We start from the raw sequence: 26030 nt of genomic DNA on the forward strand, positions 1-26030 counted from the left end.
TGAGGGAATGGCACTGACTTAAGGAGTTTGTAGTCAGCAATGCGATGCCTACGATTCTGGCACGCTTTGTACTGACTAGGAACTAAGTTAGGTCAGTGCCATTCTAATTAGGTACACATCGACGCCAGTCAACAGGAAACCTGAGAACCCGTGACCCAGTTAACGTTACTCTTTACTGTTTCTTTTATAATCAGCCAAGGATTTGCTGTCGCTGTGAAAGCCGCTAATCCTGAACACTTAGAACGGCTGAAAAGAACTAATACTTGTTATGAGTGTGATCTCACAGATGCTGATTTAACAGATGTAAATCTCCAGAAAGCAGACCTAATAAATGCTAAATTAGACGGTGCTAAACTATCGAATGCTAACTTAACCGAGGCAAACCTAACGGGTGCCGAGTTGTCAGGAGTCCAACTTTCTGGGGCTAATCTGAAAAATGCTAATTTGAGAGAAGCAAAATTAGGAGTTAGACAGCAAAACGATAAAATGGTGGTTTCTGATTTGCAGGGAACCAATCTTCAGGGGGCTAACTTACACGGGGCTGTCCTGACTCGTGCTATGTTAACTCGTGCGGACTTGCGAAACGCCCAACTTAGCTATGCCAACCTATCATCTGCCAACTTGGAGAATGCTAACCTTACTAATGCTAACTTAGTGGCGGCTAATGTAACGGAAGCAAATTTAAAAGCGGCACGAATGGAAGTTGCTGATATTAGTGGGGCTAACCTTACAGGAGCTAATCTCAATAGTGCAAATCTGGATACGGTGAATGCAGATAATGCTAATTTGAGTAGTGCCGATTTGAGTCAAGCTTATTTGAATCAAGCTGACTTGAATGGTGCAGTACTTGCAGGAACAAAACTTCCTGGGGCGGTTCTAACTGCCGCCAATCTCCAGATTGCCAATTTGAGTGGTGCTGATTTTAGCGGGGCGGTGTTGAAGGGTGCAGGTTTGAATCGGGCGAATCTAACGGGGGCGAATTTGGAACGTGCAGATTTAAGCAATACTAAATTTGCGATCGCAAACCTCACCAAGGCCCAACTCGCAGGTGCCAAACTTCACTCCGCTTACTTGCACAGCGCAAAACTTACTAACGCTAATTTAAACGGTGCTGATGTACGGCAGGCAGTACTACGAAATGCTGACTTAACCAATGCAACCCTAGTGGGTGCTACTTTAGAAAATGCCCGTCTCATCAGTGCCAAGCTGACAGGTGCTGATTTAACTTACAGCAACTTAACACTATGTGATTTGCGAGGTGCTAACTTGACGGGGGCAAATTTGAGTTATGCTAACCTGAGTCAGGCAGATTTTGGGTTAGCATCCTTGATTGATGCAAATCTGAGCGGTGCTAATTTGAATGAGACGAATTTCAAAGGGGCAGTCGGAGTTAATCGTTAAATATAAGTAACTGTTACACTGGTACAATGGCGATCGCTGAGGGGAAGCGATCGCGTAAATTTGTCAGACCCTGACTGAACAACAATTGGATTTCTTCCTGGGATAATATTTTTCCCTTGCCATGCCTGTCTCGTTTCACCCTATGACCCCCATCATGATGTCCCTGATTTAACTCCTCTGGGGTAGAGTCTGTCCAGTGGGAGTCGGAGCAATCTTAGCCAACGAGTGAGACTCTTGAGACGATTAAGCCAGAGGGATGTCAGGACGGGTGAGTGCCTAAAAACACTGAGAGCGCCTAGATATAGCAAACAAAAGTTAAAACCTAGACATTAAAAAGCCGTCAGCAGTGACGGCGGAAGATACCTAAACCTATTCAGATGGTTTGTCTACTTTCTCTTTTTTCCTCTCAGCTTTCGGCTTTGTAGGCTCCGGCTTTACTTGCTCTACTAGGGTTATTCCCCATCCAATCACGCTAATCATTGTCTTCGCCGTTTTAAGGGCTACTGGGTCGCCTTGGCTAAAGAACAGCATAGCCGTCAACAAACCGTTTACTAAAGTGAGGCTTAGTTTCACTAACTTGATGCGGGTCATGTAGAGTTTCCTCTCTGCTAGTGAAAGCAGCAAGGCGCTCTACACGCCTTCTCATTTAAGTTAGTTATTCCACCCTTTAACCTCTCTTCCTCCTACTTGCGCCATTCTTTCCGCCATTCTTTCCGCGTGAACTTTTGGCATTACTTGCCCTGCCACCGTACTTATGGGTACTTATGGGACTTCAGGGGATTCGCGTCTAGGGGTTGTAACACCTTAGTTGGATGCTTGTAAAGCACCCCGCTAACTTTCGGTGTACATCTTGATAATAAAAAGCTTTTATAAGAAGTGCCTGATATTTTCCGTACCCCCCTTTTAGGGATAACCGAACGAATTAATATTCGCTAAAGCGACTTCATTAGAGCAGACAAACAGATGCATTTTTCTGCTCTACTCTTGATCTTGAGGTCTGGTAATTTCAGCCTCCATCTCTGATGCCATTGTATTCAACTCTATCTCTAGCTGTTCTAGGGTTGGTAGATTGCCCTGGAGTGTTTGAGGCAGAGAATCCTTCAGTTTATAAGTCGAAATGCCAATGGGCTTGTTGAGATCACGCAGGGCATATTCGGCTACTGTCTTCTTTTTCCCTCTGCACAAGATGATGCCGATGGTGGGTTGGTCATCTGAGTGACGTAGCAAATCGTCCACGGCTGAGATGTAGAAGTTCATCTTGCCCGAATACTCCGGCTGAAACTCTTTCATTTTCAGATCGATGACCACATAACAGCGCAACCGCAGATGGTAACATAACAGGTCGATGTAGAAATCGTCTCCTTCGATTTCTAGGTGATACTGGCTCCCTACAAACGCAAATCCTACTCCTAACTCCAGCAAAAAGTCACGGATGTGGTTGACCAAAGCACGTTCTAAATCTCTTTCCTGGACTTCCTCACCAAGACTGAGAAACTCGAAATTGTAAGGGTCTTTCAATAGCTGCTGTGCCAGATCGGATTGAGGCTTGGGGAGTGTTCGCTCAAAGTTGGTGAGTGCAGCGCCCAATCGACGGTGTAAACCCGTTTCAATTTGGTGAACGAGAACATTACGGCTCCAGCCGTGTTCGACGGTTTTCTGGGCGTACCACAGCCGCTCCTCTGGCGATTTCAACTTCTCAATCAGGGCGATGTTGTGATACCAGGTAATTTGTGCAAGCACCTCTTGCACAATTGGTTCATTCGGGTAAGCTTCAGCAAAAGCTCTCATGTACTTGAGGTTACGTGGCGAGAACCCCTTCATATCAGGGAATTCCTTCTGTAAGTCACTCGCTAGCCTATCGATCACCTTAGCTCCCCATCCCTGCTGTCGCTGCCTGGTCAGGATATCTTGTCCAAGTTGCCAGTAGAGCAGCACCAATTCCCGGTTGACTGAAAGGGCTGCCCGCACCTGGGCGCTCCTAATGCGTTCTTTCAGGTCATGCAAGAAGTCATCATAGTTCTCTGGGATGGGAGATGGTCGCTCCGACACAGTACGAGTACCTTACAACTCAATATATTGCAAGTACACTAGTACACACGGACGTAAGTTTACCTACCATTAAGCTGCTAGCCGATTGAATATTGGTGTCATTGAGAAATGGTAGGCGTATTGACGCCAGCCTGCACTAGTGGTTCATGTCATTAGTTCTGATGGGTTAATTGAGGCTGAAACTTCCTTAATTAGGTCAATCCTACCTTTCAACATTAATGCGATATAAAGGTCAGCTCCTCAAGACGGCAATACCCCCTACCGAAGGGGTGAACACCGATCCTAGCGATCGCATCCGGCTTTTTACAATTGGGGCAGTTAGAGGAATTATCTAAGTCATAGGTTCAATAGTAAGCGATTTACGACGATGCAACCGACTAATCCTAATCAATTTACAGAAAAAGCCTGGGAAGCGATCGCCCAAACGCCAGATATTGTCAAAGCTTCCCAGCAACAACAAATCGAGAGCGAACACCTGATGAAAGCGCTACTCGATCAAAATGGACTCGCTACCAGCATTCTCAGTAAAGCTGAAGTATCCGTGCAGCGAGTGCGCGAAGCAACCGAAAGCTTCATCCAACGCCAGCCCAAAGTATCTGGTAGCAGCGGTTCTGTCTACCTCGGACGCAGCCTTGATACCCTGTTAGACCGAGCTGACTCCTATCGCAAAGAACTTAAAGACGACTACATCTCGATTGAGCATCTGATGCTAGCGTATGTCAAAGACGATCGCTTTGGCAAAGCCTTATTCCAAGAATTTAAACTGGATGAAAAGAAGCTTAGAAGCACGATCACCCAAATTCGGGGGAACCAGAAAGTGACCGACCAAAACCCAGAAGGCAAATACGAAGCACTGGAAAAATACGGACGTGATTTGACAGAGGCGGCACGGGAAGGCAAACTTGACCCAGTAATTGGGCGGGATGATGAGATTCGCCGCACCGTGCAAATTCTCTCTCGCCGTACCAAAAATAACCCGGTACTCATTGGGGAACCCGGAGTGGGTAAGACTGCTATTGCCGAAGGATTAGCACAGCGCATTGTTGCGGGTGACGTGCCTCAGTCTCTCAAAGATCGGAAACTGATTGCCCTAGACATGGGCGCACTAATTGCAGGTGCCAAGTTTAGAGGTGAATTTGAAGAACGCCTGAAAGCGGTACTCAAAGAAGTCACCGACTCCAAGGGGCAAATCATCATGTTCATCGATGAAATCCATACCGTCGTCGGTGCAGGTGCTACCCAAGGGTCAATGGATGCGGGGAACTTGCTCAAACCCATGCTGGCTAGAGGCGAGTTGCGCTGTATTGGTGCTACCACCCTAGATGAGTACCGCAAGTATATCGAGAAAGATGCGGCATTAGAACGGCGGTTCCAGCAAGTCTACGTTGACCAACCTAGCGTTGTCGATACTATCTCAATTTTGAGAGGACTCAAAGAACGCTACGAAGTTCACCACGGCGTTAAAATTTCTGACAGCGCCCTAGTTGCTGCAGCGACCTTATCAACGCGATATATTAGCGATCGCTTCTTACCCGATAAAGCCATTGACCTCGTTGATGAAGCGGCGGCACGGCTGAAAATGGAGATTACCTCCAAACCCGAAGAACTTGATGAAATCGACCGTAAAATCCTCCAGTTGGAAATGGAGAAGCTGTCGCTGCAAAAAGAAAGCGACCCCGCTTCTATTGAACGGTTAGAACGGCTGGAAAAAGAACTGGCTAACCTTAAAGAAGACCAGCGCACCTTGAATGCCCAGTGGCAGTCGGAAAAAGACGTAATTGAGCGAATTCAGGGCATTAAAGAAGAGATTGACCGAGTTAATCTGGAAATTCAGCAGGCAGAGCGCAACTACGACCTCAACCGAGCGGCTGAGTTGAAATATGGCAAATTAACTGAGTTGCAAAAATCTTTGCAGGCAGCAGAAACCAATTTAGCTGAAACCCAAACCAGTGGTAAATCGCTGCTACGGGAGGAAGTGACTGAGTCTGATATTGCTGAAATTATCTCCAAGTGGACGGGTATTCCCATCAGCAAGTTAGTAGAGTCAGAGAAAGAAAAGCTACTGCACCTCGAAGATGAATTACATCAGCGCGTAGTAGGACAAGAGGAAGCCGTTGCTGCGGTTGCCGATGCGATTCAGCGATCGCGTGCAGGTTTGTCTGACCCCAATCGCCCAACTGCTAGCTTCATTTTCTTAGGTCCGACGGGTGTAGGTAAGACAGAATTAGCGAAGGCGCTAGCGGCTTATCTATTCGATACCGAAGACGCCATGGTGCGGATTGATATGTCCGAGTACATGGAGAAGCACTCTGTCTCCCGCTTGATTGGAGCGCCTCCAGGATACATTGGTTACGAAGAAGGCGGTCAACTTACTGAAGCCATTCGCCGCCGTCCTTATGCGGTGATTCTGTTTGATGAAATCGAGAAGGCGCACGCCGATGTCTTCAACGTAATGCTGCAAATTCTTGATGATGGTCGCGTCACCGATGCTCAAGGTCATACGGTGGACTTTAAGAACAGCGTCATCATTATGACCAGTAATATTGGTTCCCAGTACATCTTAGATGTTGCTGGAGATGATTCGCAGTATGACGAGATGCAGAGTCGGGTGATGGATGCGATGCGGACTAACTTCCGTCCGGAGTTCCTGAACCGGATTGATGAAGTGATTATCTTTCACGCTCTGCAAAAACATCAGTTGCGCAATATCGTCCTACTGCAAACTCAGCGCTTAGAACAGCGGTTAGGGGAGCGCAAGATGTCTCTGAAGCTCTCGGAAGCTGCCATTGACTTTTTGGCAGATGTAGGGTATGATCCGGTATTCGGCGCACGACCACTGAAGCGAGCCATTCAGCGAGAGTTGGAAACCCAAATAGCTAAAGGCATCCTGCGGGGTGAGTTTAATGATGGCGACACTATTTTTGTGGATGTGGAAAATGAACGATTGGTATTCAAGCGCCTGCCAGCAGAGTTGCTGACCACTCACTTAGGCTAATTTCCAGGCTAGATGCTAGGCTAGAACAGGTTGTGTGGTGACGCAGCCTGTTTTTCTTTTTCTTCTTCTGAAGCCAGATTAGGGCGAAGTAACCTTGAGGCTGACAAATAAGGCTACTGCTTATGTAAAAATAAGTGCCGTAGTTGTCCAGTTATTTCAAGGAACTCGATTGTGAATCAACCCCCCGATCAAGGCACAAAAGTCTTTTTGTATATTGTTGGCATTGCTCTTGGTGTCGGATTGCTGCTGGCTGCCTTCGTTTTGCTTTTGCTGGGACTTGGTGTGGTTAAGCAAATTCCGATCTACATCATTTGGGCAATTATTCTCTTTGCGATTGGTTTAGGTATCCTTGGCGGTATCAGTGTAAGGCGTTAATCGTCAATACTTTAGGTTTTTAAGAGCTTATCAATATCTGTTCGCACTCCCACACCTAACATTTAGCTCAAAACCTTCTCTCCCGAAATTTCAACTCTAAACTTTAAGATTATGAGTTCCCATCCTCGCTCAGAAACTCTACTCTATGCTTACATTTTTGGCACAACTTTGGCAGTTACTCTTTTGGTTTATCTGCTTAGAGGCTTTGGCATTCTCACGTTTATGCCAGGTGGCATCCTTTTACTATTAATTTTCCTCTCCATTGGTACAGGAATTGTTTATGGCGTTCAAAAAACCCGCCGTTATTGAGGGCAGTCTGATCAAATTCGATACACAGCAAGCAGCTTATCAACCTTAAGGGCGATGTAAGGAGATTGTTGCCTTGAGTAGCCTTCTATAGGCAGTGGTGCCAAAAATTAATGCTTATGGAGGGTCTAGATGGCTGACGAGTACAGAGCAGAACGCACGGTTTCCGCCGTATTTAAGAAACAAGAGCAAGTTGATGGGGTAGTGCGGCGACTGATGGAACGGGGAGTTCCTCAAGACCATATTTCGGTAATGGGTAAGAATTTCCAGTCCCAAACTCGGATTGCCGGATTTATCTCTAAAAAGGATGTAATTTTAGGGGGACTACGAACAGGGGCAGTTTTTGGCTCTTTGTTCGGGTCTATTTTGAGTTTACTTAGCGGTGTCGGTGTATTATTTATTCCCTTTGTGGGTCCGGTGGTAGCTGCTGGTCCTGTGGGTGCAGTGCTGCTAGGGGCAGCTAGTGGTGCGCTAGCTGGGAGTGCAGGTGCAGGGCTAGTGTCAGTTTTCGTAGCGATGGGAATGCCAGAAGAAAAGGCAACAGTGTATCAAACTCGTCTGGAAGCGGGTGAGTTTCTGGTGATGGCAGAAGTTCCGGCAGGTAAATCTGGGCAATACCAGTTGTTGATGGAAAGTGCAGGTGGGGAGGAAGTGCATACCAGCGATATGACTTTACCTCGTCCCTGTCCTGGCAAGTGTAATGATGCCAATGACTTGTCGCCTGAAGTTCGTTCTCATCTCTCTGAAGATGCTCAGAGGACGTTTATTGAGCGTTACAACACCGTCTATGATGAGAATCAAGACCCCATCCAGGCAGAACAAGCCGCTTGGGAAATCATTCATCAGCAGTATGAAGAAGATGAAAATGGGGTTTGGTCGAAGCAGAAGGTAACGGCTTAGAATTCTGTCAGACTCAAGTCTGGGGCTATATAAATATAGATGCCTGCTAGGGCGGCTTTCTGTAGGGTAGCGTGCCTAGGTAGGCTTTTTATTTTTCTTATCTTTTCTGGTTTGGAGTTGGCGTAAGTTTCTATTGCTATCCACCCATCGGCACCACTAATCACTGCTAGGAAAGCGATCGCCTCCAAGATTGCATCACGGAGGTGGTGAGCTTTGACAATCGTTGACAGGATTACCGGGTATAGATTGAGCCGTATTGTCTGGCAGCGCCTGTTCCTCATGTATATCCCCAAAAATCTGTAGAATCAGATGGTGACAACGAAAATCACGGGGGTAATTTTTGCCTTCTGGAACTGTGCGCTGATGGTCTGAGGTTTTGTGGTAGCGAGTTGGAAATCGCGGATGGTGATTTAGCTCACAATCAAGCTTAGCTTGAATACTTCTAAATGCCTTGTTTGGTTCGCTTGAAAGAAGATAGCCCAACATTCCCCCCTCACTGGAAAACGGTGCATATCGACATTTAAGGAATTCATTTTTAATGTCTTTTACATAGGGAGCAACTGCCTTTACAGAACGCAAAACTTTAGCTTCTAAAGGCCACATAATTCCTGGTTTATCATACAGAACAAACGCAATATCATACTGTGGCGATTGCGCTGGTGGTGGCATTCGAGTCTCAAATTCGTAGGGACCATGCTCAACTGAAAATGGCTCATCTCCCGTCATCCGTTTGCGAATCATTGGCACAAAACGTTGAGTTATACTCCTTTCCAACTCCTCATAGTCTTGATTCCAGTTAATTTGCGATAGAACTTCATGCAGCAGATCGTATCCGTCCCAGACAAATGCAAGGAGAATCATTGACGCATCTCCACACCACTCTTGAGCTAATTGAACAAAGTCAGGTGTATTTGGTAATCGCACTTCCAGTATCGTTGGTCGTCTCCTAGCCACGCTATGACTTCTCCACGACCTGCAATTCTCTATCCAATTCCGTGCGCGACATCATAATATCTGCGGCAACCTCATCAGCATCTCGTAAAGCCATAGAGCGAGTCCAGTAACGGATTTTGTCAGGCTTGATTAAATAGATAGTGGGAACTGTTAGCCCATTCCATTGAACAGAATCATATACCTTGGCAACACGCTGATAAAATATTCCACCATCTTCTGTATTCCCTTTCTCCAAGAACATTTGATTCAACCTCTCCAATCGTTCCAATAACTCGAGAGAATCAACAGGCTCTATATTTACCCCTTCACAGTTAGGTCTGTTGAGATGAATTGCTACTAAGCGGACAGGAAGGTGAGTTATGTTCTGCTCCTGAAAGATAGTAGCGCAGACATTCTTATCCTGACCGAATCCTGCTTTGAGGACTCTCAAGAAATACTCGCAATATACACTCAACTCTGGCTCAATCTGTCTGTGCGACTGCCTTTGAGCGCTGCGGCAAGTTTTCTGCCGCCCCGGAGAAGAACCGTCCCCTTTAAAATCTGGCAATGTGTAATTAAAGAGATCCTCAATCAGTATCCACTCACTGTCTTTAAAGGAGAATGCTTGACGGATGCAGCGATCTACATCGTCAATCGTCTCAATGTTCTGTACTAATCCTGGGCGAGGATCGGGAATTGGTACGTGCAATAAGTCTCCTGGCTTAACTTCTGGAATATAAGATGCAAAACGACCGCTTGAAAGTAGTAGATAATACACTGATAGCTTGCTGTTGTAACTTAAGCAGGCTGCTTCTAAAACTGAAATATCCTCCTCATAAACATGAACGCTGACGTAACTTTCAGAGCAAATAATACCTTTATTTGTCTGTCGATCCAATTCAGCTATAGCAGATTGAAATCTTTTAGAGTCTGCCTGCCAACTTTGTTTTATTATCAACTGTGGTGACTCAAAAGCACTTGACTTCTCTTTTCTTGGACGCTCTGCATATGGATCTTCGTTAATATCAAGAAGTTCTGTATTAAGGTAAATAAAAGTTCTATCAGGAAATTTTTTTTCTTTTAAAATCCGTCTTTCCAAAAGCGCTTCATGCCGCTCTTTACGATTACCTCTAATAATACCTTGAGCAGACACAGCGATCTGACTATTTTCCAGCTTTGCCAGACTATTTAGTTGCTTCAATCTCCGAAGAAGAGCTAGATCGCGTCTTCCCCCCCACATTAACGCTGTCCACACTAAAGGATCTATTATCGCCTCTTGCTGGTAAATTATATTGATATCTTGTAGCTCCATAACTATGCGATAGTCATCTTCATTTGTGCGAACTGGCTTTGGACAGATGTATGTCAAAGGCTTATCATCTGGAGGTATCGAGGACATTGTGATGATGCAAGCAGGCGAAATAGCTTCTTTGAAGAGTCCAAAACGCAATGCGGCTAAGTTAACTATTTCCTCAATCTTAAATTCTGAAAACAGCTTTTCTCGGAATTTTTTAGCCGTCGTAACCTGATTAAAAATCAGGGCAAGAGCAGGTTGCATCATTGAGATTTTTCCACTAGCCTTAGTCAAGGCAGCCGCTTTGGACAAAAAGAGGGGACCGATATTGCCGTAAGGACTGATCCATTCATTTTCTTTTGCCCAAGACTTGGCAAGTGAAGTCATACTATTCTTGCCCCAAGGTGCATTACCTATGACCAAATCGTACTTTGCAGCATCTGCAACTGTACGGAAACCTTCTATATCTTCTCGAAAGAAGTCTTTATCTATCAATCGTCGCTTTCGTAGTATTGGAAAGTGAACCTCCTGCCAATAATGCCGAGGATCGATTTCATCGCACATAGTCAGGTAGAGACTAAAAGATGCAACCCTTACAGCTTGACGATTGACATCAACACCAAACAGATTACACTCAAGCAGAGATTGCAAGATATTTGATGTTATTTCCTCACCCGGATGAGCTTTCTTCCAACGATGAATTAGTCGTTGAAATGCTTTTACTAGGAAAATCCCCGATCCACAAGCAGGATCGAGAATCTTCACATCCCAAACTTCACTATCCCAAGGAAGAACACCATCAAGGATAAAGTCAACTATGTGTCCCGGCGTGTAGTGAACACTTATATCAGAATCATTTTCTCTAACGAATTCTTCATATATACTGCTGATAAAATCTAGCGGTATTGCATCAAAGGAATACTGGGGCCAAAGACAACGTTGTCCACTTTCCATCTCCAACTCACCACTAACAAACTCTGTAAGTAGATTGAGGTGTCGCTGAGTAACCTTTCGTTCCTCTGCTTGCCATTCAGCTTCACGTTCCGTTTCTGTAGCTCCTTTTCCGGGGAATAAATCTCCATTGAATTTATCGTTTAACCAGCGAAAAAACTTATAAGTGTCTCTGTGGTTTTTTAAGATTTCAGGTAAATCACGGTATCTAACAGATAATTCTCCAATTTCATGCAAGTGAGCAAGAAATTCTGCATTCAGAGCAGGATTGCCCTGAGAGTCTTTCCGATCGAATAGGAATTGAATGAAAATAATTCTTGCTAGTAAATCGTGGATAGTGTCGTAATCGAGGTTCAGCCTTCTTAGTTGCCGACGGACACTCTTGAGGTTGCTTAGTAGCATCTGGTCAGCAGAATGGCTTCGTTGAAACCGCTCTTTATGTTCTTGGAAAAACTGACCAGACACCAAATCAGCCCAGTGGAGGCGTAGGGTTTCAGCAGCCTGTTGTGAGAGAGAGGGTTGACCGAGCGATTCAAGCTCTCTCCTTGAAATTTCATCGACTGGGGTGAGGATATCAGACTCAGTTGGTGGTTCTTCGTAACACGTCCAAACTCTTAAACGGTCTGGCTCTGACGTGATCAATGAGGGGGATCGGGAGAAACTCCATGCGAGTCTATAGGTTTCTCTAAGGGTAGCCTCTGATACTGGTCTTTGGAAATCGCAGACTACAGCAATAGGCGCTTCAGTTTCGTCTCCGTTAGGATTTGCTGCCAGCACTCCTACTTGTACACCAGCCCCATCTGGAAGGTTTCTGATAGTTCTTTCCAGTTTTTCTCGAGCAAGCTGCGCATAAATACTCGATCCAGCCCCAGATGGTTGCCAAATTTGACTGGGATTGGGCCAGTAAAGCTTCTCATGAGCCAGTTCTAGTAGTCCAGACTGCGGCATACGATTGGTTCGCGGTAGCAGAGTGTAACTTTACCTTAAGGCTATCTTTGCCACCTGAGTCATTGTTCTCTGCTACTAAGCTACAGTATCCTCCTTAAGATGATGAAGTCTTCTGGGTTCAGCAAGATTGGAAAGACTTTCCGGAGAAAATGCCATTAGCCCTCAAGGTGGCGGGGAATAAGGGCAAAGATGTAGGTCAATACATCCTGCTGGTAATACCCCCACTGTCTGAAATTGTTAACGAAGTCTGGGAAACAGCAGAAAAATCTCCAGGGGTGGATTTTGAAAGTTTTAAGCAACGGGCTAAAGCTAACTATACCAAAGTGGCATAGTAGAAAAGATGGTCAACCTAACAGCATCTCAGCTCAATTGCCATGAAATCTGCTACCCCTAAAGGAGAGATTGTCAGCAAAGCTGGGAAAATCTGCCCAAATTTCCCTCTATACCCCCGCAGAGAGGATATCACCTTCACTCAGAGACGAGACAAAAGCCGAGTTTTTGTAATATCATCCTTTAGAGAGATGTATAGTTTCTGCCTCTGCCTCCACCAAGCAATTTTCTGGAAGTATGGATAATCAAACCCTGAGCCTTCAGCTAGACAAGCGAGTAATTTCCTTATGGCTTGATTCCTTAGATAGTCTGCACAGGGAAGCGCTGCAACCCTGCGAAATAACACTTGAAACCTACAAACTGAAAAATAGCTTAGGAGTGTTATTACAATATCGCACAATCCGGATTGAATGCTTCGCTGAAGCATTGCGAAATGCCTTAATGATTGGATACCGCTACTATGCAACCAAATCTCATAGCTTGGGATTTGATGTCTGCTTGAGCGTGAATGGGGAATGGTCTGTGGCTTACAATGGCGGAGCGCTCACTAACTAGCCGCCAAATGCTGAAGAATAGGCAAAAGGGCAAGGGAACACACCAACACCCCTTTGCCCGATTCAATGGGGAATAGCGCTCTTTTGTCACTCTAGGCGGAGAAAAAGTGGAAATCGGCAGCATTGTGATTGAAGAGAATAGCGCTAGAGGATCGATTTATAAAAGAAACTAATCGGGTAAAGCCCACTTCTAACACCACAATAGGAAAGACTTCTAACCCAAAATTAAAAAGATTGAAACCAATAAAGGGTTGTAGAAATAAGTAATGCTCGTCCATTTTCCCCAATCTCCTGAAACAATAAAAGTGTGAGTTAAACACTTAGGAGATTGAGACAATGGCGAATGCCAGGATTTTAATCGTGGATGATGAGAAAAATATTCGGCAGGTGATCGCTCAGTCGTTAGACCCCTTAGACTATCAGATTATGACTGCTGTTGATGGTGAGGATGCCCTCAAACAGTTACAAACCGAAGACTACGACCTAATTCTGCTAGATCTGAGAATGCCGGGAATGGATGGCTTAGAGGTACTGCGACGTGTTGTTGAGATGCAGTCGGATATCCAAGTCATTATTATTTCGGGACACGGTACAGTTGAGAATGCCGTCGAAGCGATGAAATTGGGTGCAGCGGATTTTTTGGAAAAACCCTTTACCCCACAGGAACTGCGCAACTTGGTTGCTGATGTGTTAAAGCGCGAATCTCTCAGTATGGAGCAGAATGCTGACTATAAGGGTGCTATGAAACTCGCAAAAAGCTGGGCTAACAAGCAACGATTAGATAAAGCGATCGCCCATGTTAAACAAGCAATTGGCTGTGACCCATCCCAATCTGAAGCTTTTACTCTTTTGGGCGAATTGCAGGAAGTCGATGGCAATTTCTGTGAGGCTTTAAAGAATTACCGAGTGGCAGTCAGCCTCGATCCGACCTACAAACCCGCGCAAAACAACCTCGATCGAGTTTCGCGATCACCTAAAAATCGCCCAACAATGAAATAGCTCATGGGATTATTAATGAAAAGCATCACTGTGAGTATTTAATTTACCTAATGCATAAGCTTATTGTCAGGTATACTATCTTAATTTTATCAAAATGATTAGTAAGGACAAACTCATTGAGCAGTCTGCTTCATCTGCCTCTTACGAACCCCCGATAAGCAGTCGAGGAAAGCATCGAATGTATATTGGTATGGCTCCGGGGGCTGGCAAGACTTACCGAATGTTACAAGAAGCTCACAAACTGAGGACACAAGGGATTGATGTTGTCATTGGTTTGCTGGAAACTCATGGACGCCAAGAAACCGCAGAAGTGGCTGAGGAACTGGAAACTCTACCCCTATTGAAAATCCAGCAAGACAACACCACACTGACGGAAATGGATACCGATGCTGTTCTGGCGCGTCAACCGCAACTCGTTCTCGTTGATGAACTGGCGCATACCAACGTATCCGGTTTGCCCCGCGAAAAGCGCTACCAGGATGTTGAGATAATTCTGGCAGCCGGAATTAATGTCTTTTCCACCGTTAATATCCAGCACTTAGAAAGCCTCAATGACTTAGTGGCAAAAATTACCGGGGTTGTCGTCCGAGAACGGATACCCGATCGCCTTTTAGACGAGGCGGATGAAGTAGTTATTGTTGATGTGACACCAGAAACGATAAAAGAGCGATTGATAGAAGGCAAAATCTATGCCCCTGAAAAAATAGAACAATCCCTCCAAAACTTCTTCCAGCGGCGCAACTTAGTTGCCTTGCGGGAGTTGGCGTTGCGGGAAGTCGCTGACAACCTCGAACAAGCAGCCGAATCCTTGACACCAAGCGATCGCTATTGCAGCGTCCACGAGCGGGTTTTGGTGTGTGTTTCGACTTATGCGAATTCGTCTCAACTTCTGCGACGAGGAGCGCGGCTCGCTAGCCAAATGCGATCGCGTCTCTATGCCTTGTACGTTGCTCATCCAGAGCGTTTTTTGACTAAGGATGAAAGCCTGTATATCGAGATGTGTAAGCAGTTTTGCCAGCAATTTGGGGGTGAGTTCCTGCGGGTGACTAGCTCAAATACTCCGAAAGCGATCGCTGATACGGCATTCAAGTACCATATCACTCAAGTTGTGCTAGGGCAAAGTCAAAAATCTCGCTGGCAGTTATTATTGCGCGGTTCTACCGTTCAACAGTTGACGCGGTATCTCACAGATGTAGATTTGCACATCATTGCTACACAAAAATCTCGTTCCTAAGGAATTCGCAAAATTTTAATTAGTCCAAACTCGAATTTCAAAAGACTTTAGGCTTATCTCCATTTTTGATTAAAAAGCTACGCCTTAGTGACTCAGAGCAGCCGTTTTAAAAAAATGAAAAATTTAATAATATTTCTCACAACCTCCTTTATTGTGAGGGTTTTTATTTGGGTTCCCCTAAGGTTTTGGTTCCTCAGAATTTTTGGGTTGTATGTGGGAAGTCATCTCTTTAATTTTGTCGGAGGACTTTTAGTCCTCTACTTTCTAGAGAGATTTTTTGTCCTCTTCCAAGTAGATGATGGACGGGGTTTAGTCGGAGTGTTCATTCCTGAGTGGGTTGAGAAACCCGTCACTCTCTTTATTTTCAAGGTTACTCGACCTTTTAGGAAGCAGTGGTTCATCTTCAAAAACCGCTATCCCCCGCAATAATTGCGTGCAGGGGTGCAAGGGAGCAGGGAAGATGGGGGAATTTTAATCCCTACTCCCTACTCCCTACTCCCCACTCCCTACTCTGTTACTGAACCGAACTCAACTGCCGTTCTTTCACTGCCTCAGGATTTGCTTCTGGAGTATCTTCCTCTGAAGGCGGCACGACTTGCCAGAATTTCGGTAGATAGTCAGACCAGTTTGCCAGAATTAGCTTGGCTTTAGCGCTACCCGTTCGGTCAGCATGGGCTTGAATCAACTCTTTGAGCTGTTGCTCCCCAGCCGATGTTGTTACCCGTTGCATCTTGACAATTTCCGGGTTAACTTTTGCCGGGAAACTGCCATCTTCATCCAAGAAGTATGCCAAACCGCCGGTCATGCCAGCACCAACATTACGACCGACATGACCCAAAACCACAACAACACCACCGGTCATATATTCGCAACAGTGGTCGCCAGCACCTTCAATGACAGCTTGACCTTTGGAGTTGCGGACGGCAAACCGCTCACCTGCACCACCATTGGCAAACAGAGTACCGCCAGTAGCACCGTAGAGGCAGGTATTGCCCACAATCACATTTTCGGCGGGGTCGTAGGTGGCATCGGCTGGAGGCTTGATAATAATCTCACCACCATGCATACCCTTGCCGACGTAATCGTTGGCTTCACCGGTCAAGATTAGCGTCATACCGGGGAGATTAAAGGCACCAAAGCTTTGACCAGCAGCACCCTTGAAGTTAAGGGTAATTTGCCCCTCAAAGCCAGTGTTTCCGTATTGCTTGGCGATCGCACCCGCCAACCTTGCTCCTACGGTTCGGTCAGTATTGACAACGTTTAGAGTCTTAGTCACAGACCCTTGGTTGCAGAGGCAAGATTGAATACCCTCATCTGCCAGCAGTCGATCGTCGAGGACGGGTCCGTTGCTGTGAACCTCTTCATGCTGAAGCCAACTACGCTCACTCCGGGTATCGGGTAAATCAGTTAGGCACTTCACCGTCAACGTTGAAGTCTTGGTCAGCGTAACATTCTCCCGCGCCTTCAATAAGTCAGCCCGACCGATGACCTCTTCTAATTTCCGATACCCCAAGCGTGCCAAGAGCGATCGCACTTCCTCGGCTACAAAGTAGAAGAAGTTCACCACATTCTCTGGCATTCCCGTAAACCGCTTACGCAGGTGTTCCTGCTGCGTAGCAACCCCAACCGGACAGTTATTGGTGTGGCAAATTCGCGCCATGATGCAGCCTTCGGCAATCATCGACACGGAACCAAAGCCATATTCTTCAGCTCCCATCAACGCTGCCATCACGACATCCCAACCCGTCTTGAAGCCCCCATCTGCCCGTAGCAGAACGCGATCGCGCAGTTGATTTTCCATCAACACCCGATGCACTTCCGTCACACCCAGTTCCCAAGGCACTCCAGCGTGCTTAATAGAACTCAGCGGAGATGCCCCGGTTCCGCCATCGTGACCGGAAATTTGGATGACATCGGCATTCGCCTTGGCTACCCCAGCCGCAACTGTACCGATACCGATTTCTGCCACTAGCTTCACCGACACGTGAGCTTGGGGATTGATTTGGTGCAGATCAAAAATCAATTGCGCCAAATCCTCAATAGAATAAATATCGTGGTGAGGGGGTGGTGAAATCAGCGGCACTCCTGGCTTAGAGCGCCGTAGCATCGCAATATAAGGGCTAACCTTTTTACCCGGTAACTGACCCCCTTCTCCCGGCTTGGCACCCTGAGCGATTTTGATTTCCAGTTGTTTGCCACTCATCAGGTACTCCGGCGTCACCCCAAAGCGACCTGATGCCACCTGCTTGGTTGCTGAACTTGCGGTATCTCCATTCCGCAAACCTTTCAGATGAGGCAGGGTGGGAGAATTTCCGCTTTCATCCACATCATCCAGTATTTTGAAGCGAACAGGGTCTTCGCCGCCTTCACCAGAGTTGGACTTGCCACCGATACGATTCATTGCGATCGCTAAGGTTTCATGTGCCTCCCGCGATAGGGAGCCCAGAGACATCGCACCCGTACAGAACCGCTGCACAATATCCGCCACGGGTTCGACTTCCTCAACTGGGATGGGAGTGCGATCGCTCTTGAAGTCCAACAAATCCCGCAACGCCGTTACGGGACGTTCTTCTAAGTATTTCTTGTAGACTTCGTAGTGGTCGTAAGCCTCCTGTTCTGAAGCGGTTGTCTGTTTACCGTTACTCGTAGACTGAACCCTGAGCGACTTGTCCTGAGCGACTTGTCCTGAGCGATGTCGAAGGATGTCGAAGGAAGCCGAAGGGTTAATGCTTCGGCTTCGCTCAGCAGAGGAAACAGCCTTATGCAGCGCCTTCGCCATTTCCGGGCTATTCATGTGATATTCCCCACCCGGACGGTACTGGATAAACCCGAAGTTTTCCAGTTTCTTGCCACTCAATTCCGGGAAGGCTCGCTGATGGAAGGAAATAACTTCCTGTGCCAACTCAGCAACGCTCAAACCACCCAAGCGGGAAGTCGTACCAGCAAACGCCAGTTTTAGCAAGTCTGAACCAATACCAATCGCCTCAAAAATTTGCGCTCCTTGGTAAGACGACAGCAAGGAAATGCCCATCTTCGAGAGAATTTTCAACAAACCGGCTTCTACTGCCTTGCGGTAGTTTTTCTGAGCTTCTTCGATGGTGATGCTCTCCAGTCTGCCCCGTTCCATCAGTTTCTGAGTCTTAGAATCTGACCACCAACTGCGCACGGATTCCCAAGCGAGGTAGGGACAAATTGCCGAAGCACCGTAACCAATCAAGCAGGCGAAGTGATGGGTACTCCAGCATTGAGCCGTTTCCACCACAATCGATGCCTTCATCCGCAGCCCCTGGCGGATTAGGTGGTGGTGAACAGCACCCACTGCCAATAGAGGTGGGATATAACTGTGGCTTTCCCTTGCACCGCCGTTAATGCTGAGCGAAGCCGAAGCATTGACCCTGAGCGACTTGTCCTGAGCGAAGTCGAAGGAAGTCGAAGGGTCAATCTTATCACTCAGAACCAGAATTTTAGACCCGGCTTTCACGGCTTCTGCCGCTTGGTCGCGCAAACGGTGTACGGCGACTTCGAGTCCCCCTGGACCTGTGGCAATTTCAAACAAGGTAGACAGTTGGGTTGTCTTAAACTCGGAGGTTTTCACCACCTCCAACTCTGCCTCGTTGAGTACAGGACTCTTCAGCTTCAAAAGTCGAGCATATTCGGGTTTGGCTTCGAGTAAATTGCCCCGTTCACCTAGCTCAATGCTCAGGGACATTACCAAACTTTCCCGTAGAGGGTCGATGGGTGGGTTGGTGACTTGGGCAAAGCGTTGCTTGAAGTAGTCGTAGAGCAAGCGTGGCTTATTAGAGAGTACCGCCAAGGGAATGTCATCGCCCATGCAGAAGGTGGCTTCTTTTCCTTGAGCGACCATGGGCTGGAGTATCATCTCGATATCCTCAGCCGTATAGCCAAAGGCAGTTTGTTGGCGCAGTAACTCTCGCTCTTGAAGCTGGGGAGTTGATTCAAAGGATTGCGGCTGCAAAACCTGGCGGTGCTGCGCCAGCCATTCCCCATAGGGCAGGGCTTTTGCTACTCGCTGTTTGATTTCCCAGTTTTTGAGAATTTCGTGGTTTTCTAAGTCCACAGCAATCATCTGCCCTGGTCCAAGCCTACCCTTTTCGATAATTTCGGCTTCGGGTAAGTCTACAACCCCAGCTTCTGAGGATACGACCACATAACCATCCCGCGTAATGCTATAACGCGCTGGTCGCAGTCCGTTACGGTCAAGGGTTGCTCCTACGGTTTTTCCATCGCTGAATACTAATAGAGCTGGACCGTCCCAGGCTTCCTGAATACCGCTGTAGTATTCGTAAAAATCGATAATCTCCGGGTAGTTTTCCAAATCCGGTTGATTTTGGTACGCCTCTGGCACCATAATCATCAATGCTTCTACAGGGCTGCGTCCGGAACGCACCAATAACTCCAGCACGTTGTCTAAGGTTGCCGAATCACTGTTGTCAGGATTGACAATGGGTTTAAGGTCTTCTAATTCTGTATGAGGGGCTTCGGCAGGCATTTCCAGGGCTGCTTCTTGAGTCCTGATTTCTGACTCTTGAGTCGGGCTTCCCCATAGCGGATGGCTTAAATCTGCTTCACGAGCCATCATCCAGTTGATATTTCCCAACAGTGTATTAATCTCGCCGTTGTGTCCCAACAGTCGCATGGGTTGAGCGAGGGGCCACTTGGGCATTGTGTTGGTACTGAAGCGTCGGTGATAAACGGCAAAGGTGCTTTGGTAGTCAGGATTTTTTAAGTCTGTGTAAAATTCTCCTAGCACGACTGAACGCACCATGCCTTTGTAGACAATTGTGCGGTTGGAGAACGAGCAAATGTAAAAATCGTCAGACCACTTTAGTCTTCCTTCCGTTTCTAAAGCTTTGCCAATTTGACGGCGAAATCTAAACAAAGTTCGCTCTAGATCATCGCCCCGTTCGCCCATGGAACTCACAAACACCTGCTCGATTTGGGGCAGATTTTCTCGCGCTTGCGAACCAACAACCGACTCTTGCACGGGAACTTTTCGCCAGCCTAAAACAGTCAAGTTATCTTGTTTTAATACGTTCTCCACTGTTTCGCGGGCTTTCCTCACAAGCGTTCCATCTCTGGGTAGAAACACCATACCCACTCCCAACTGCTCAGTCGGTGGCATGGTAATTCCTTGCTCGGCAAACCAAGGCTCGAATAGTTTCCAGGGAATGGCAGTCATTAAACCTGCACCATCCCCAGAGTCTTGGTCAGCACTACAAGCTCCTCGATGTTCCAGGCAACCCAGAGCAATTAATGCCTGTTCGATTAACTTGTGGCTGGCAGTACCTGCGGTTGAAGCAATAAAGCCAACGCCGCAGGCATCTCGTTCTTCGACCAACCATCGTTGACCTGGATAAGGCATATCGCCTCGATTCCCAAGATGATCGTATTGATTTTTGGTGATGCTCCTGTTTTCCATCGGATGATTCACGTTGTTTTTGTTGTTTTTACTGATACAAATTTACAGATTTTCAGGCGGTTAACCCTCTAACAGAATTAAGCTTGACTGCTACAAGACTTGAAGAAATTAGAAACAATTTACGTTAAAGGAGAGTCTAGGGAATACAATCTTGTGTTGATGATGGATGCGCACTAGCGTCAGTGTCTGACAAGAAAGATACATCCTCAAGTTACGCTGGATGCAATTCGACTGGAGAGGCTTGACGCTTGGAACAGCACAGAAAATTTTCAATTGTGGGTTTAGGGCTTGGGTCAACCATCTGGCGGCTGACCAGAGTGGTAAGCAGCTCTAGTGCTTGCTTCAAACTATTACAGCTCCCCCCAGATACGGACACCCTCCTAAGTTGGGAGATTAGACATCTTACTAGGAAATACTCTCCTATCGCAATCCCCCCTATTTAGGAGTGACTACTGTAACTTTCACTACAGAAAATGATGTACTTTACTGTATCCGTGACTTAATCGACTAGGTTTACCCTCGGTAAGACGTTTCCAATAGCAGCCCTACTGTACTGACTAGGGTAATGCCGCAGGAGGGGCAAGTTGAGCAAGCTCGGGGAAACCTCCGAAGGTGTCTTACTTAACTATTATGAAGCTCAAGCTAACAAGACGAGTGCTATTAAGTCATTATTTCTTGATATGCTGCCGAAAGCTTCAACCACCAACTTTTACAAGACCAGATTCTGGGTCAAAGAGGCTGCTAGATGATTCTCAGAGTAACGCCCAAGACGGGCATGGGTAATGACAACGGCTGGATAACTCAGCTTAAGTGGCAAATTGCCCTTTTACTCCTCACGCTTTCCCACTCATCTCCTTCCCTGGCAGCTACGCCAACTCAAACGACTAAACTCCTAGTTTTGCAAAGCTTGCAAATGCAGGAATTTGTGCAAATTTTAGCCGTCCGTGCCACTGCCGAACTAGAACGCCAACTGGCAGAAGACCAAGTGTTGAAGGAGAAAGCGCCTCCGCGTCAGGTAACATTCTTGTCTCAGCAGCCACCCCAAGTCATTGGGCAAGGCACCAAGTTGTCGGTAAACGGTCGCACATTAACCGTTGCTTGGAAACAATGGCAGGTAGGAGGGTCGGTGCGCACGGGCATCAGTGATGTGGGAGTGCAGCAAGCTCTAGGGATAGAACTCTTGAGTACGGGCGATTTCACTCGACAGCCGATTCAGTGGTTTTCTGCTTCACCCACGACACCCCTAGTTCTCCCTAGTCAGCTTAGTGGTGCTTATCGCTATCTGGATATTACCGATTTTGCCAGACAGGTTGGCTGGCAGTTGCAAGTTGAAGGGGATACATTACGCCTCTCTTCGATACCCGCACGGGTGCAGAATATCAGAATGGGGGTTCAACCGTGGGGCTTTCGGATTGTCATCGATTTAGATCGTCCAACTCCCTGGCAAATCAGCGATCGCCGCACAGAAGGCTCAATTAACCTGGAAGCCCTAGCCGATCCCTCACTGGTTGAACGATTTACTCCTCCCCCAACCGAACAGGTGCAAGGGCAGGAAGATACAGCACCGATATCCGTTGGGGCGCAAGAGGATGAACCTGTTATCCGACTTGAAAACGGTCAGAACCAAACGACTATCCGTGTCGATATTCCACAGGGACAGCGGATGCAGGTTTTTAGTGTACCGAATCCCAATCGTTTGGTGATCGACCTGCGACCGGATGCCATGGTGGAAAAGAATATCCTTTGGGCACCGGGAATCCAGTGGCATCAGCGCTACGTGAATCTGGGGGATGAACGATTTCCAGTGGTGTGGCTAGAAATTAACCCTAAAACCTCTGGTACACTTTTCAGACCGATTTGGAGCAATCCGAGTACCCAGGTAGGAACTGCTCCCCTGATTCAAACCGCTCAGTTATGGCAGGCAGTTGCAGCCATTAACGCTGGTTTTTTCAATCGCAACAACCAATTACCTTTGGGGGCAATTCGCCGCGATGGGCGCTGGTTTTCAGGTCCAATTCTCAACCGGGGTGCGATCGCTTGGACTGATCAAGGTCAATTTCAAGTCGGACGCCTCAGCCTCAGCGAAACCTTAGTCACCTCCGGAGGAGCGCGTTTCCCTATACTTTTTCTCAATAGCGGCTACGTTCAAGGTGGCATATCTCGCTATACACCGGAATGGGGAGCCACCTACACCCCCCTGGTTGATAATGAAGTCATTTTTGTTGTTCAAAACGATCAGATCATGACTCAGCTACCAGGAGGGGTGGCAGGCACCGAAACCTTTGCCATTCCTACTAACGGCTACCTCCTAACCCTACGCTCTAACGGTACGACTTTCGATACTAATTTGCTCGGCATTGGAGAGGGTTTGCGAATAGAGAGCAGCACCGTACCGGCTGAGTTCAATAGCTATCCGCACATCCTGGGTGCTGGTCCTCTTTTAGTGCAAAACGGACAAATTGTTTTGGATGCCAAAGCCGAACAATTTAGTGATGCCTTTATCCAGCAAGCTGCGGTCCGCTCTAGCATCGGTACTACCGCCCCAGGCACTCTAATTATGGCTGCCGTTCACTATGGCACAGGCGGGCGCGGTGTCACTCTCATGGAAATGGGTCAGCTTATGCAACAACTCGGAGCTGTTGATGCCCTTAATTTTGACGGTGGCAGTTCAACGGGACTTTTTCTGGGAGGTCATCTCCTTGACCGTTCTCCTGATACGGCAGCCCGCGTTCATAATGCTCTGGGACTCTTTCGTTCCACTCTTCCTTAAGGAGGGGTTAATTATTTGAAGTTTTTGTAAAGCCCCATCGTCTCAATGTAAAGAGTTCATATAATTTGACTAATTCACCCCGCCAACTAGTGACAGGAGATGAATTTAGTTTGCTATGGTTAATTGTGGTTGGCTTTTTTCTGGTTTATAACTTGCCATAATACTCACCTAGTCAACAAATTTTCTTTAAATTGATTTTGTAGCCATTTTCAGGAGAAAAATTATGAGTCACTCACCAGCCATTTCTGAAGTTTCGACTCTCACCCTACCTGCATCCATGACTGTCGAAGGTGCAGCCGCTACAGAGCTGCGTCCTTGGGGTTCGTTTACGATTTTGGAAGAAGGGCGAGGATACAAAATTAAGCGTATTGAAGTGAAGCCGAATCATCGTCTTAGCTTGCAGATGCATTACCATCGCAGTGAGCATTGGATTGTTGTGAGTGGAACCGCTAAGGTCATTTGTGGCGATAATGAACTGATCGTTCACCAAAATCAGTCTACCTACGTTCCTCAAGGTCACGCGCACCGATTGGAAAATCCGGGCGTTATTCCGTTGGTACTCATTGAAGTTCAAAATGGCGAGTACTTGGGCGAAGACGACATTATTCGGTTTGAGGATGACTACGCCCGTAATAAACCTGAACAAAAGTAAGCTCAGATCTTGCACCAGTCTCACTAACCGCCAGTGGTTTAAACCACTGTCTTATAGCTGGCATTCGTCTTGCATACGACTGGATAAGAGTTTTAGTCCACGCTTTGTGGACTTAAGCTATTAGCCCAGAGTTAAAACTCCGGGCTAATTTTCGGGCTTATCGACAAAGGTGCAAGTTATTCAGTTGAAATGGACTTAAGCTATTAGCCCGGAGTTTTAACTCGGGGCGGGTTTTCGGGTTTACCGACAGTGGATTAGAGAAATATTATTCCCACTCAATAGTTCCAGGCGGCTTAGAGGTGATGTCGTAAACCACCCGATTAACGCCCTTAACTTCATTAACAATGCGGTTGGAAATAAGTTCCAGTAAATCGTAAGGAACCCGCGACCAGTCAGCCGTCATTCCATCCTCACTAGACACAAAGCGTAAGACAATCGGGTAAGCATAGGTGCGCTGATCCCCCATTACTCCTACACTCCGCACCGGCAGCAGTACAGCAAAGGCTTGCCAAAGCTCATGGTATAGTCCATGCCGATTAATTTCCTGACGAACGATGTAATCGGCGTCACGCAAGATATCCAGCCGTTCCTCAGTGACTTCGCCGATAATCCGAATTGCCAATCCTGGTCCTGGGAAGGGATGGCGCTGAACAATTTCCCCTGGTAAGCCAATCGAGCGACCCACTTTGCGCACTTCATCTTTAAAGAGTTTGCGCAAGGGTTCGACTAACTTGAAGCGCAAGTCTTTTGGCAAACCGCCAACATTGTGATGGCTCTTGATTTTTACTGCCACTCGCTCCCCAGTTTTGGGATCGACGTTAGTATCGGCTGATTCAATCACGTCAGGGTAGAGCGTACCCTGAGCTAGATAATTAAATGGTCCAAGACGTTTAGACTCTTCTTCAAAGACGCTAATGAATTCGTGACCGATGCACCTGCGCTTTTCTTCTGGGTCAGTGATGCCGTTGATTTGAGTTAAGAAGCGATCGCGAGCATCTACATATTCTACCGGAATGTGGAACTGCTCCTGAAACAGCTTCAGCAACCGCTCTGGCTCACCCTTGCGCATGAAGCCTTGATCGATGAACATACAAGTGAGCTGGTCGCCAATGGCTTTGTACAGCAAAAAGGCAAGGGTGGAGGAATCGACACCCCCAGAAAGGGCTAGCAGCACCCGTTTTTCTCCCACCCTGGCACGAATTTCCCGAATGCTTTCCTCAACGAAGGCTTCCGTCGTCCAAGTGGGTTGACAATTGCAGATGTGGTAAACAAAGTTGCGGATTAGTGCCAGACCTCCAACCGAATGTACTACTTCCGGGTGGAACTGTACGCCGTACAGCTTTCTCTGGTGGTGCGCGATCGCAGCACAAGGAGTATTCTCAGTATGCGCTAAGACTTCAAATCCTTCGGGCAATGCCTCACAGGAATCGCCGTGGCTCATCCACATGGTCGAGCCTTCTTCCACGTTAGTCAGTAAATCAGTGGGGTCGTCAATGAGTAACGATGCCTTGCCATATTCAGCTCGTTCGGCACGGGTAACTTTTCCACCCAGTTGCTGCACCATTAACTGCATCCCGTAGCAAACTCCCAGCACGGGAATGCCCAGATTCCAAATCTCTGGGTCACACTGGGGAGCAGCCTTGTCATAGACAGAATTGGGACCGCCGGACAGTATAATTCCTCGGGGGCTAAGTTGCCGGAGTTGTTCGGCAGTGGTGCGATAGGAAATAACCTCTGAATAAACTTGGGTTTCGCGGATGCGACGTGCAATTAGTTCGGAGTATTGAGAGCCAAAATCCAAAATGACGATCATCTGGCGATTTAGCTGCTTTTGTAGAGAGGCAGTCGGTATCCTCTCAACGTTGGGAGATGCTTTTTCTGTCTGTAGTGTCACTGCTG

Annotated in this window: 19 protein-coding genes; 11 read left to right on the top strand and 8 right to left on the bottom strand. The window is 47.1% G+C overall.

From position 1 onward, the window contains the following. Window positions 1–150 precede the first annotated feature (150 nt). Entirely contained in the window at window positions 151–1401 is a 1251-nt protein-coding gene (locus tag IQ257_RS07260) for a pentapeptide repeat-containing protein (RefSeq protein WP_193873320.1), read from the top strand. A 13-nt stretch (window positions 1402–1414) separates the two neighbouring features. Here the strand turns inward: IQ257_RS07260 and IQ257_RS30680 are convergent, their stop codons facing one another. From IQ257_RS30680 to IQ257_RS07275, 3 genes are all read right to left on the bottom strand, one after another. Continuing rightward, window positions 1415–1540: a hypothetical protein gene (locus tag IQ257_RS30680; RefSeq protein WP_265584459.1), complete on the bottom strand. Its 126-nt coding sequence runs from the start codon at window positions 1538–1540 to the stop codon at window positions 1415–1417. Between the two features lie 230 nt (window positions 1541–1770). Continuing rightward, window positions 1771–1992 carry a hypothetical protein gene (locus IQ257_RS07270; protein ID WP_193873321.1) on the bottom strand — a complete coding sequence of 74 codons (222 nt, stop codon included), beginning with the start codon at window positions 1990–1992 and terminating at the stop codon, window positions 1771–1773. Between the two features lie 387 nt (window positions 1993–2379). Next, window positions 2380–3450, bottom strand: coding sequence for a PDDEXK nuclease domain-containing protein (locus IQ257_RS07275; RefSeq protein ID WP_193873322.1), 1071 nt, complete (start codon window positions 3448–3450; stop codon window positions 2380–2382). Between the two features lie 367 nt (window positions 3451–3817). On the opposite strand from IQ257_RS07275, the gene clpB reads away from it, so the two are divergent. From clpB to IQ257_RS07295, 4 genes are all read left to right on the top strand, one after another. Further along, window positions 3818–6445 carry an ATP-dependent chaperone ClpB gene (clpB, locus tag IQ257_RS07280; RefSeq protein ID WP_193873323.1) on the top strand — a complete coding sequence of 876 codons (2628 nt, stop codon included), beginning with the start codon at window positions 3818–3820 and terminating at the stop codon, window positions 6443–6445. Between the two features lie 171 nt (window positions 6446–6616). Next, on the top strand, window positions 6617–6820 hold the full coding sequence (locus tag IQ257_RS07285) for a hypothetical protein (RefSeq protein ID WP_193873324.1): 204 nt from the start codon (window positions 6617–6619) through the stop codon (window positions 6818–6820). A 111-nt stretch (window positions 6821–6931) separates the two neighbouring features. Further along, complete coding sequence (locus IQ257_RS07290) at window positions 6932–7129, top strand: hypothetical protein (protein WP_193873325.1); 198 nt, start codon at window positions 6932–6934, stop codon at window positions 7127–7129. Between the two features lie 129 nt (window positions 7130–7258). Beyond that, window positions 7259–8026: a ChaB family protein gene (locus tag IQ257_RS07295; RefSeq protein WP_193873326.1), complete on the top strand. Its 768-nt coding sequence runs from the start codon at window positions 7259–7261 to the stop codon at window positions 8024–8026. On the opposite strand, the gene IQ257_RS07300 is transcribed toward IQ257_RS07295, so the two are convergent. The 3 genes from IQ257_RS07300 to IQ257_RS07310 are packed head-to-tail and all read right to left on the bottom strand — an operon-like array spanning window position 8023 to window position 12152. After that, window positions 8023–8214 carry a hypothetical protein gene (locus tag IQ257_RS07300; RefSeq protein ID WP_193873327.1) on the bottom strand — a complete coding sequence of 64 codons (192 nt, stop codon included), beginning with the start codon at window positions 8212–8214 and terminating at the stop codon, window positions 8023–8025. The genes IQ257_RS07295 and IQ257_RS07300 overlap by 4 nt on opposite strands. A gap of 7 nt (window positions 8215–8221) precedes the next feature. Continuing rightward, entirely contained in the window at window positions 8222–8980 is a 759-nt protein-coding gene (locus tag IQ257_RS07305) for a hypothetical protein (protein WP_322744232.1), read from the bottom strand. A 1-nt stretch (window position 8981) separates the two neighbouring features. Further along, window positions 8982–12152 (bottom strand): HsdM family class I SAM-dependent methyltransferase, encoded by a 3171-nt coding sequence (locus IQ257_RS07310; RefSeq protein WP_193873328.1) that lies wholly within the window; start codon window positions 12150–12152, stop codon window positions 8982–8984. Window positions 12153–12301: 149 nt separating this feature from the next. Between IQ257_RS07310 and IQ257_RS07315 the strand changes: the two genes are divergently transcribed. The 4 genes from IQ257_RS07315 to IQ257_RS07330 all read left to right on the top strand — a co-directional run bounded on the left by IQ257_RS07315 (window position 12302) and on the right by IQ257_RS07330 (window position 15269). Then, on the top strand, window positions 12302–12484 hold the full coding sequence (locus IQ257_RS07315) for a hypothetical protein (protein ID WP_228060496.1): 183 nt from the start codon (window positions 12302–12304) through the stop codon (window positions 12482–12484). Between the two features lie 235 nt (window positions 12485–12719). Continuing rightward, a complete protein-coding gene (locus tag IQ257_RS07320) occupies window positions 12720–13037 on the top strand; it encodes a hypothetical protein (RefSeq protein WP_193873329.1) in 318 nt (105 codons plus the stop codon). Between the two features lie 335 nt (window positions 13038–13372). Further along, on the top strand, window positions 13373–14035 hold the full coding sequence (locus IQ257_RS07325; protein ID WP_193873330.1) for a response regulator: 663 nt from the start codon (window positions 13373–13375) through the stop codon (window positions 14033–14035). A 94-nt stretch (window positions 14036–14129) separates the two neighbouring features. Then, the gene (locus IQ257_RS07330) at window positions 14130–15269 is read left to right on the top strand and encodes a sensor histidine kinase KdpD (RefSeq protein WP_193873331.1); all 1140 of its coding nucleotides are present in this window, start codon (window positions 14130–14132) and stop codon (window positions 15267–15269) included. 514 nt (window positions 15270–15783) lie between these two features. Here the strand turns inward: IQ257_RS07330 and IQ257_RS07340 are convergent. Beyond that, complete coding sequence (locus tag IQ257_RS07340; RefSeq protein WP_193873333.1) at window positions 15784–20709, bottom strand: glutamate synthase-related protein; 4926 nt, start codon at window positions 20707–20709, stop codon at window positions 15784–15786. A 745-nt stretch (window positions 20710–21454) separates the two neighbouring features. On the opposite strand from IQ257_RS07340, the gene IQ257_RS07345 reads away from it, so the two are divergent. Then, window positions 21455–23479, top strand: coding sequence for a phosphodiester glycosidase family protein (locus tag IQ257_RS07345; protein WP_193873334.1), 2025 nt, complete (start codon window positions 21455–21457; stop codon window positions 23477–23479). Between the two features lie 223 nt (window positions 23480–23702). Next, a complete protein-coding gene (locus IQ257_RS07350; RefSeq protein WP_193873335.1) occupies window positions 23703–24131 on the top strand; it encodes a phosphomannose isomerase type II C-terminal cupin domain in 429 nt (142 codons plus the stop codon). 265 nt (window positions 24132–24396) lie between these two features. On the opposite strand, the gene guaA is transcribed toward IQ257_RS07350, so the two are convergent. Then, window positions 24397–26025 carry a glutamine-hydrolyzing GMP synthase gene (guaA, locus tag IQ257_RS07355; RefSeq protein WP_322744234.1) on the bottom strand — a complete coding sequence of 543 codons (1629 nt, stop codon included), beginning with the start codon at window positions 26023–26025 and terminating at the stop codon, window positions 24397–24399. Between the last annotated feature and the right edge of the window lie 5 nt (window positions 26026–26030).

Source organism: Coleofasciculus sp. LEGE 07092 (genome assembly GCF_015207375.1).
GTDB lineage: Bacteria > Cyanobacteriota > Cyanobacteriia > Cyanobacteriales > Coleofasciculaceae > LEGE-07092.

Coding starts and splice junctions, on each gene's coding strand:
- IQ257_RS07270 (WP_193873321.1), bottom strand. CDS start 1,992: ATGACCCGCATCAAGTTAGTGAAACTAAGCCTCACTTTAGTAAACGGT.
- clpB (WP_193873323.1), top strand. CDS start 3,818: ATGCAACCGACTAATCCTAATCAATTTACAGAAAAAGCCTGGGAAGCG.
- IQ257_RS07290 (WP_193873325.1), top strand. CDS start 6,932: ATGAGTTCCCATCCTCGCTCAGAAACTCTACTCTATGCTTACATTTTT.
- IQ257_RS07295 (WP_193873326.1), top strand. CDS start 7,259: ATGGCTGACGAGTACAGAGCAGAACGCACGGTTTCCGCCGTATTTAAG.
- IQ257_RS07310 (WP_193873328.1), bottom strand. CDS start 12,152: ATGCCGCAGTCTGGACTACTAGAACTGGCTCATGAGAAGCTTTACTGG.
- IQ257_RS07315 (WP_228060496.1), top strand. CDS start 12,302: ATGCCATTAGCCCTCAAGGTGGCGGGGAATAAGGGCAAAGATGTAGGT.
- IQ257_RS07320 (WP_193873329.1), top strand. CDS start 12,720: ATGGATAATCAAACCCTGAGCCTTCAGCTAGACAAGCGAGTAATTTCC.
- IQ257_RS07325 (WP_193873330.1), top strand. CDS start 13,373: ATGGCGAATGCCAGGATTTTAATCGTGGATGATGAGAAAAATATTCGG.
- IQ257_RS07330 (WP_193873331.1), top strand. CDS start 14,130: ATGATTAGTAAGGACAAACTCATTGAGCAGTCTGCTTCATCTGCCTCT.
- IQ257_RS07340 (WP_193873333.1), bottom strand. CDS start 20,709: ATGGAAAACAGGAGCATCACCAAAAATCAATACGATCATCTTGGGAAT.
- IQ257_RS07345 (WP_193873334.1), top strand. CDS start 21,455: ATGATTCTCAGAGTAACGCCCAAGACGGGCATGGGTAATGACAACGGC.
- IQ257_RS07350 (WP_193873335.1), top strand. CDS start 23,703: ATGAGTCACTCACCAGCCATTTCTGAAGTTTCGACTCTCACCCTACCT.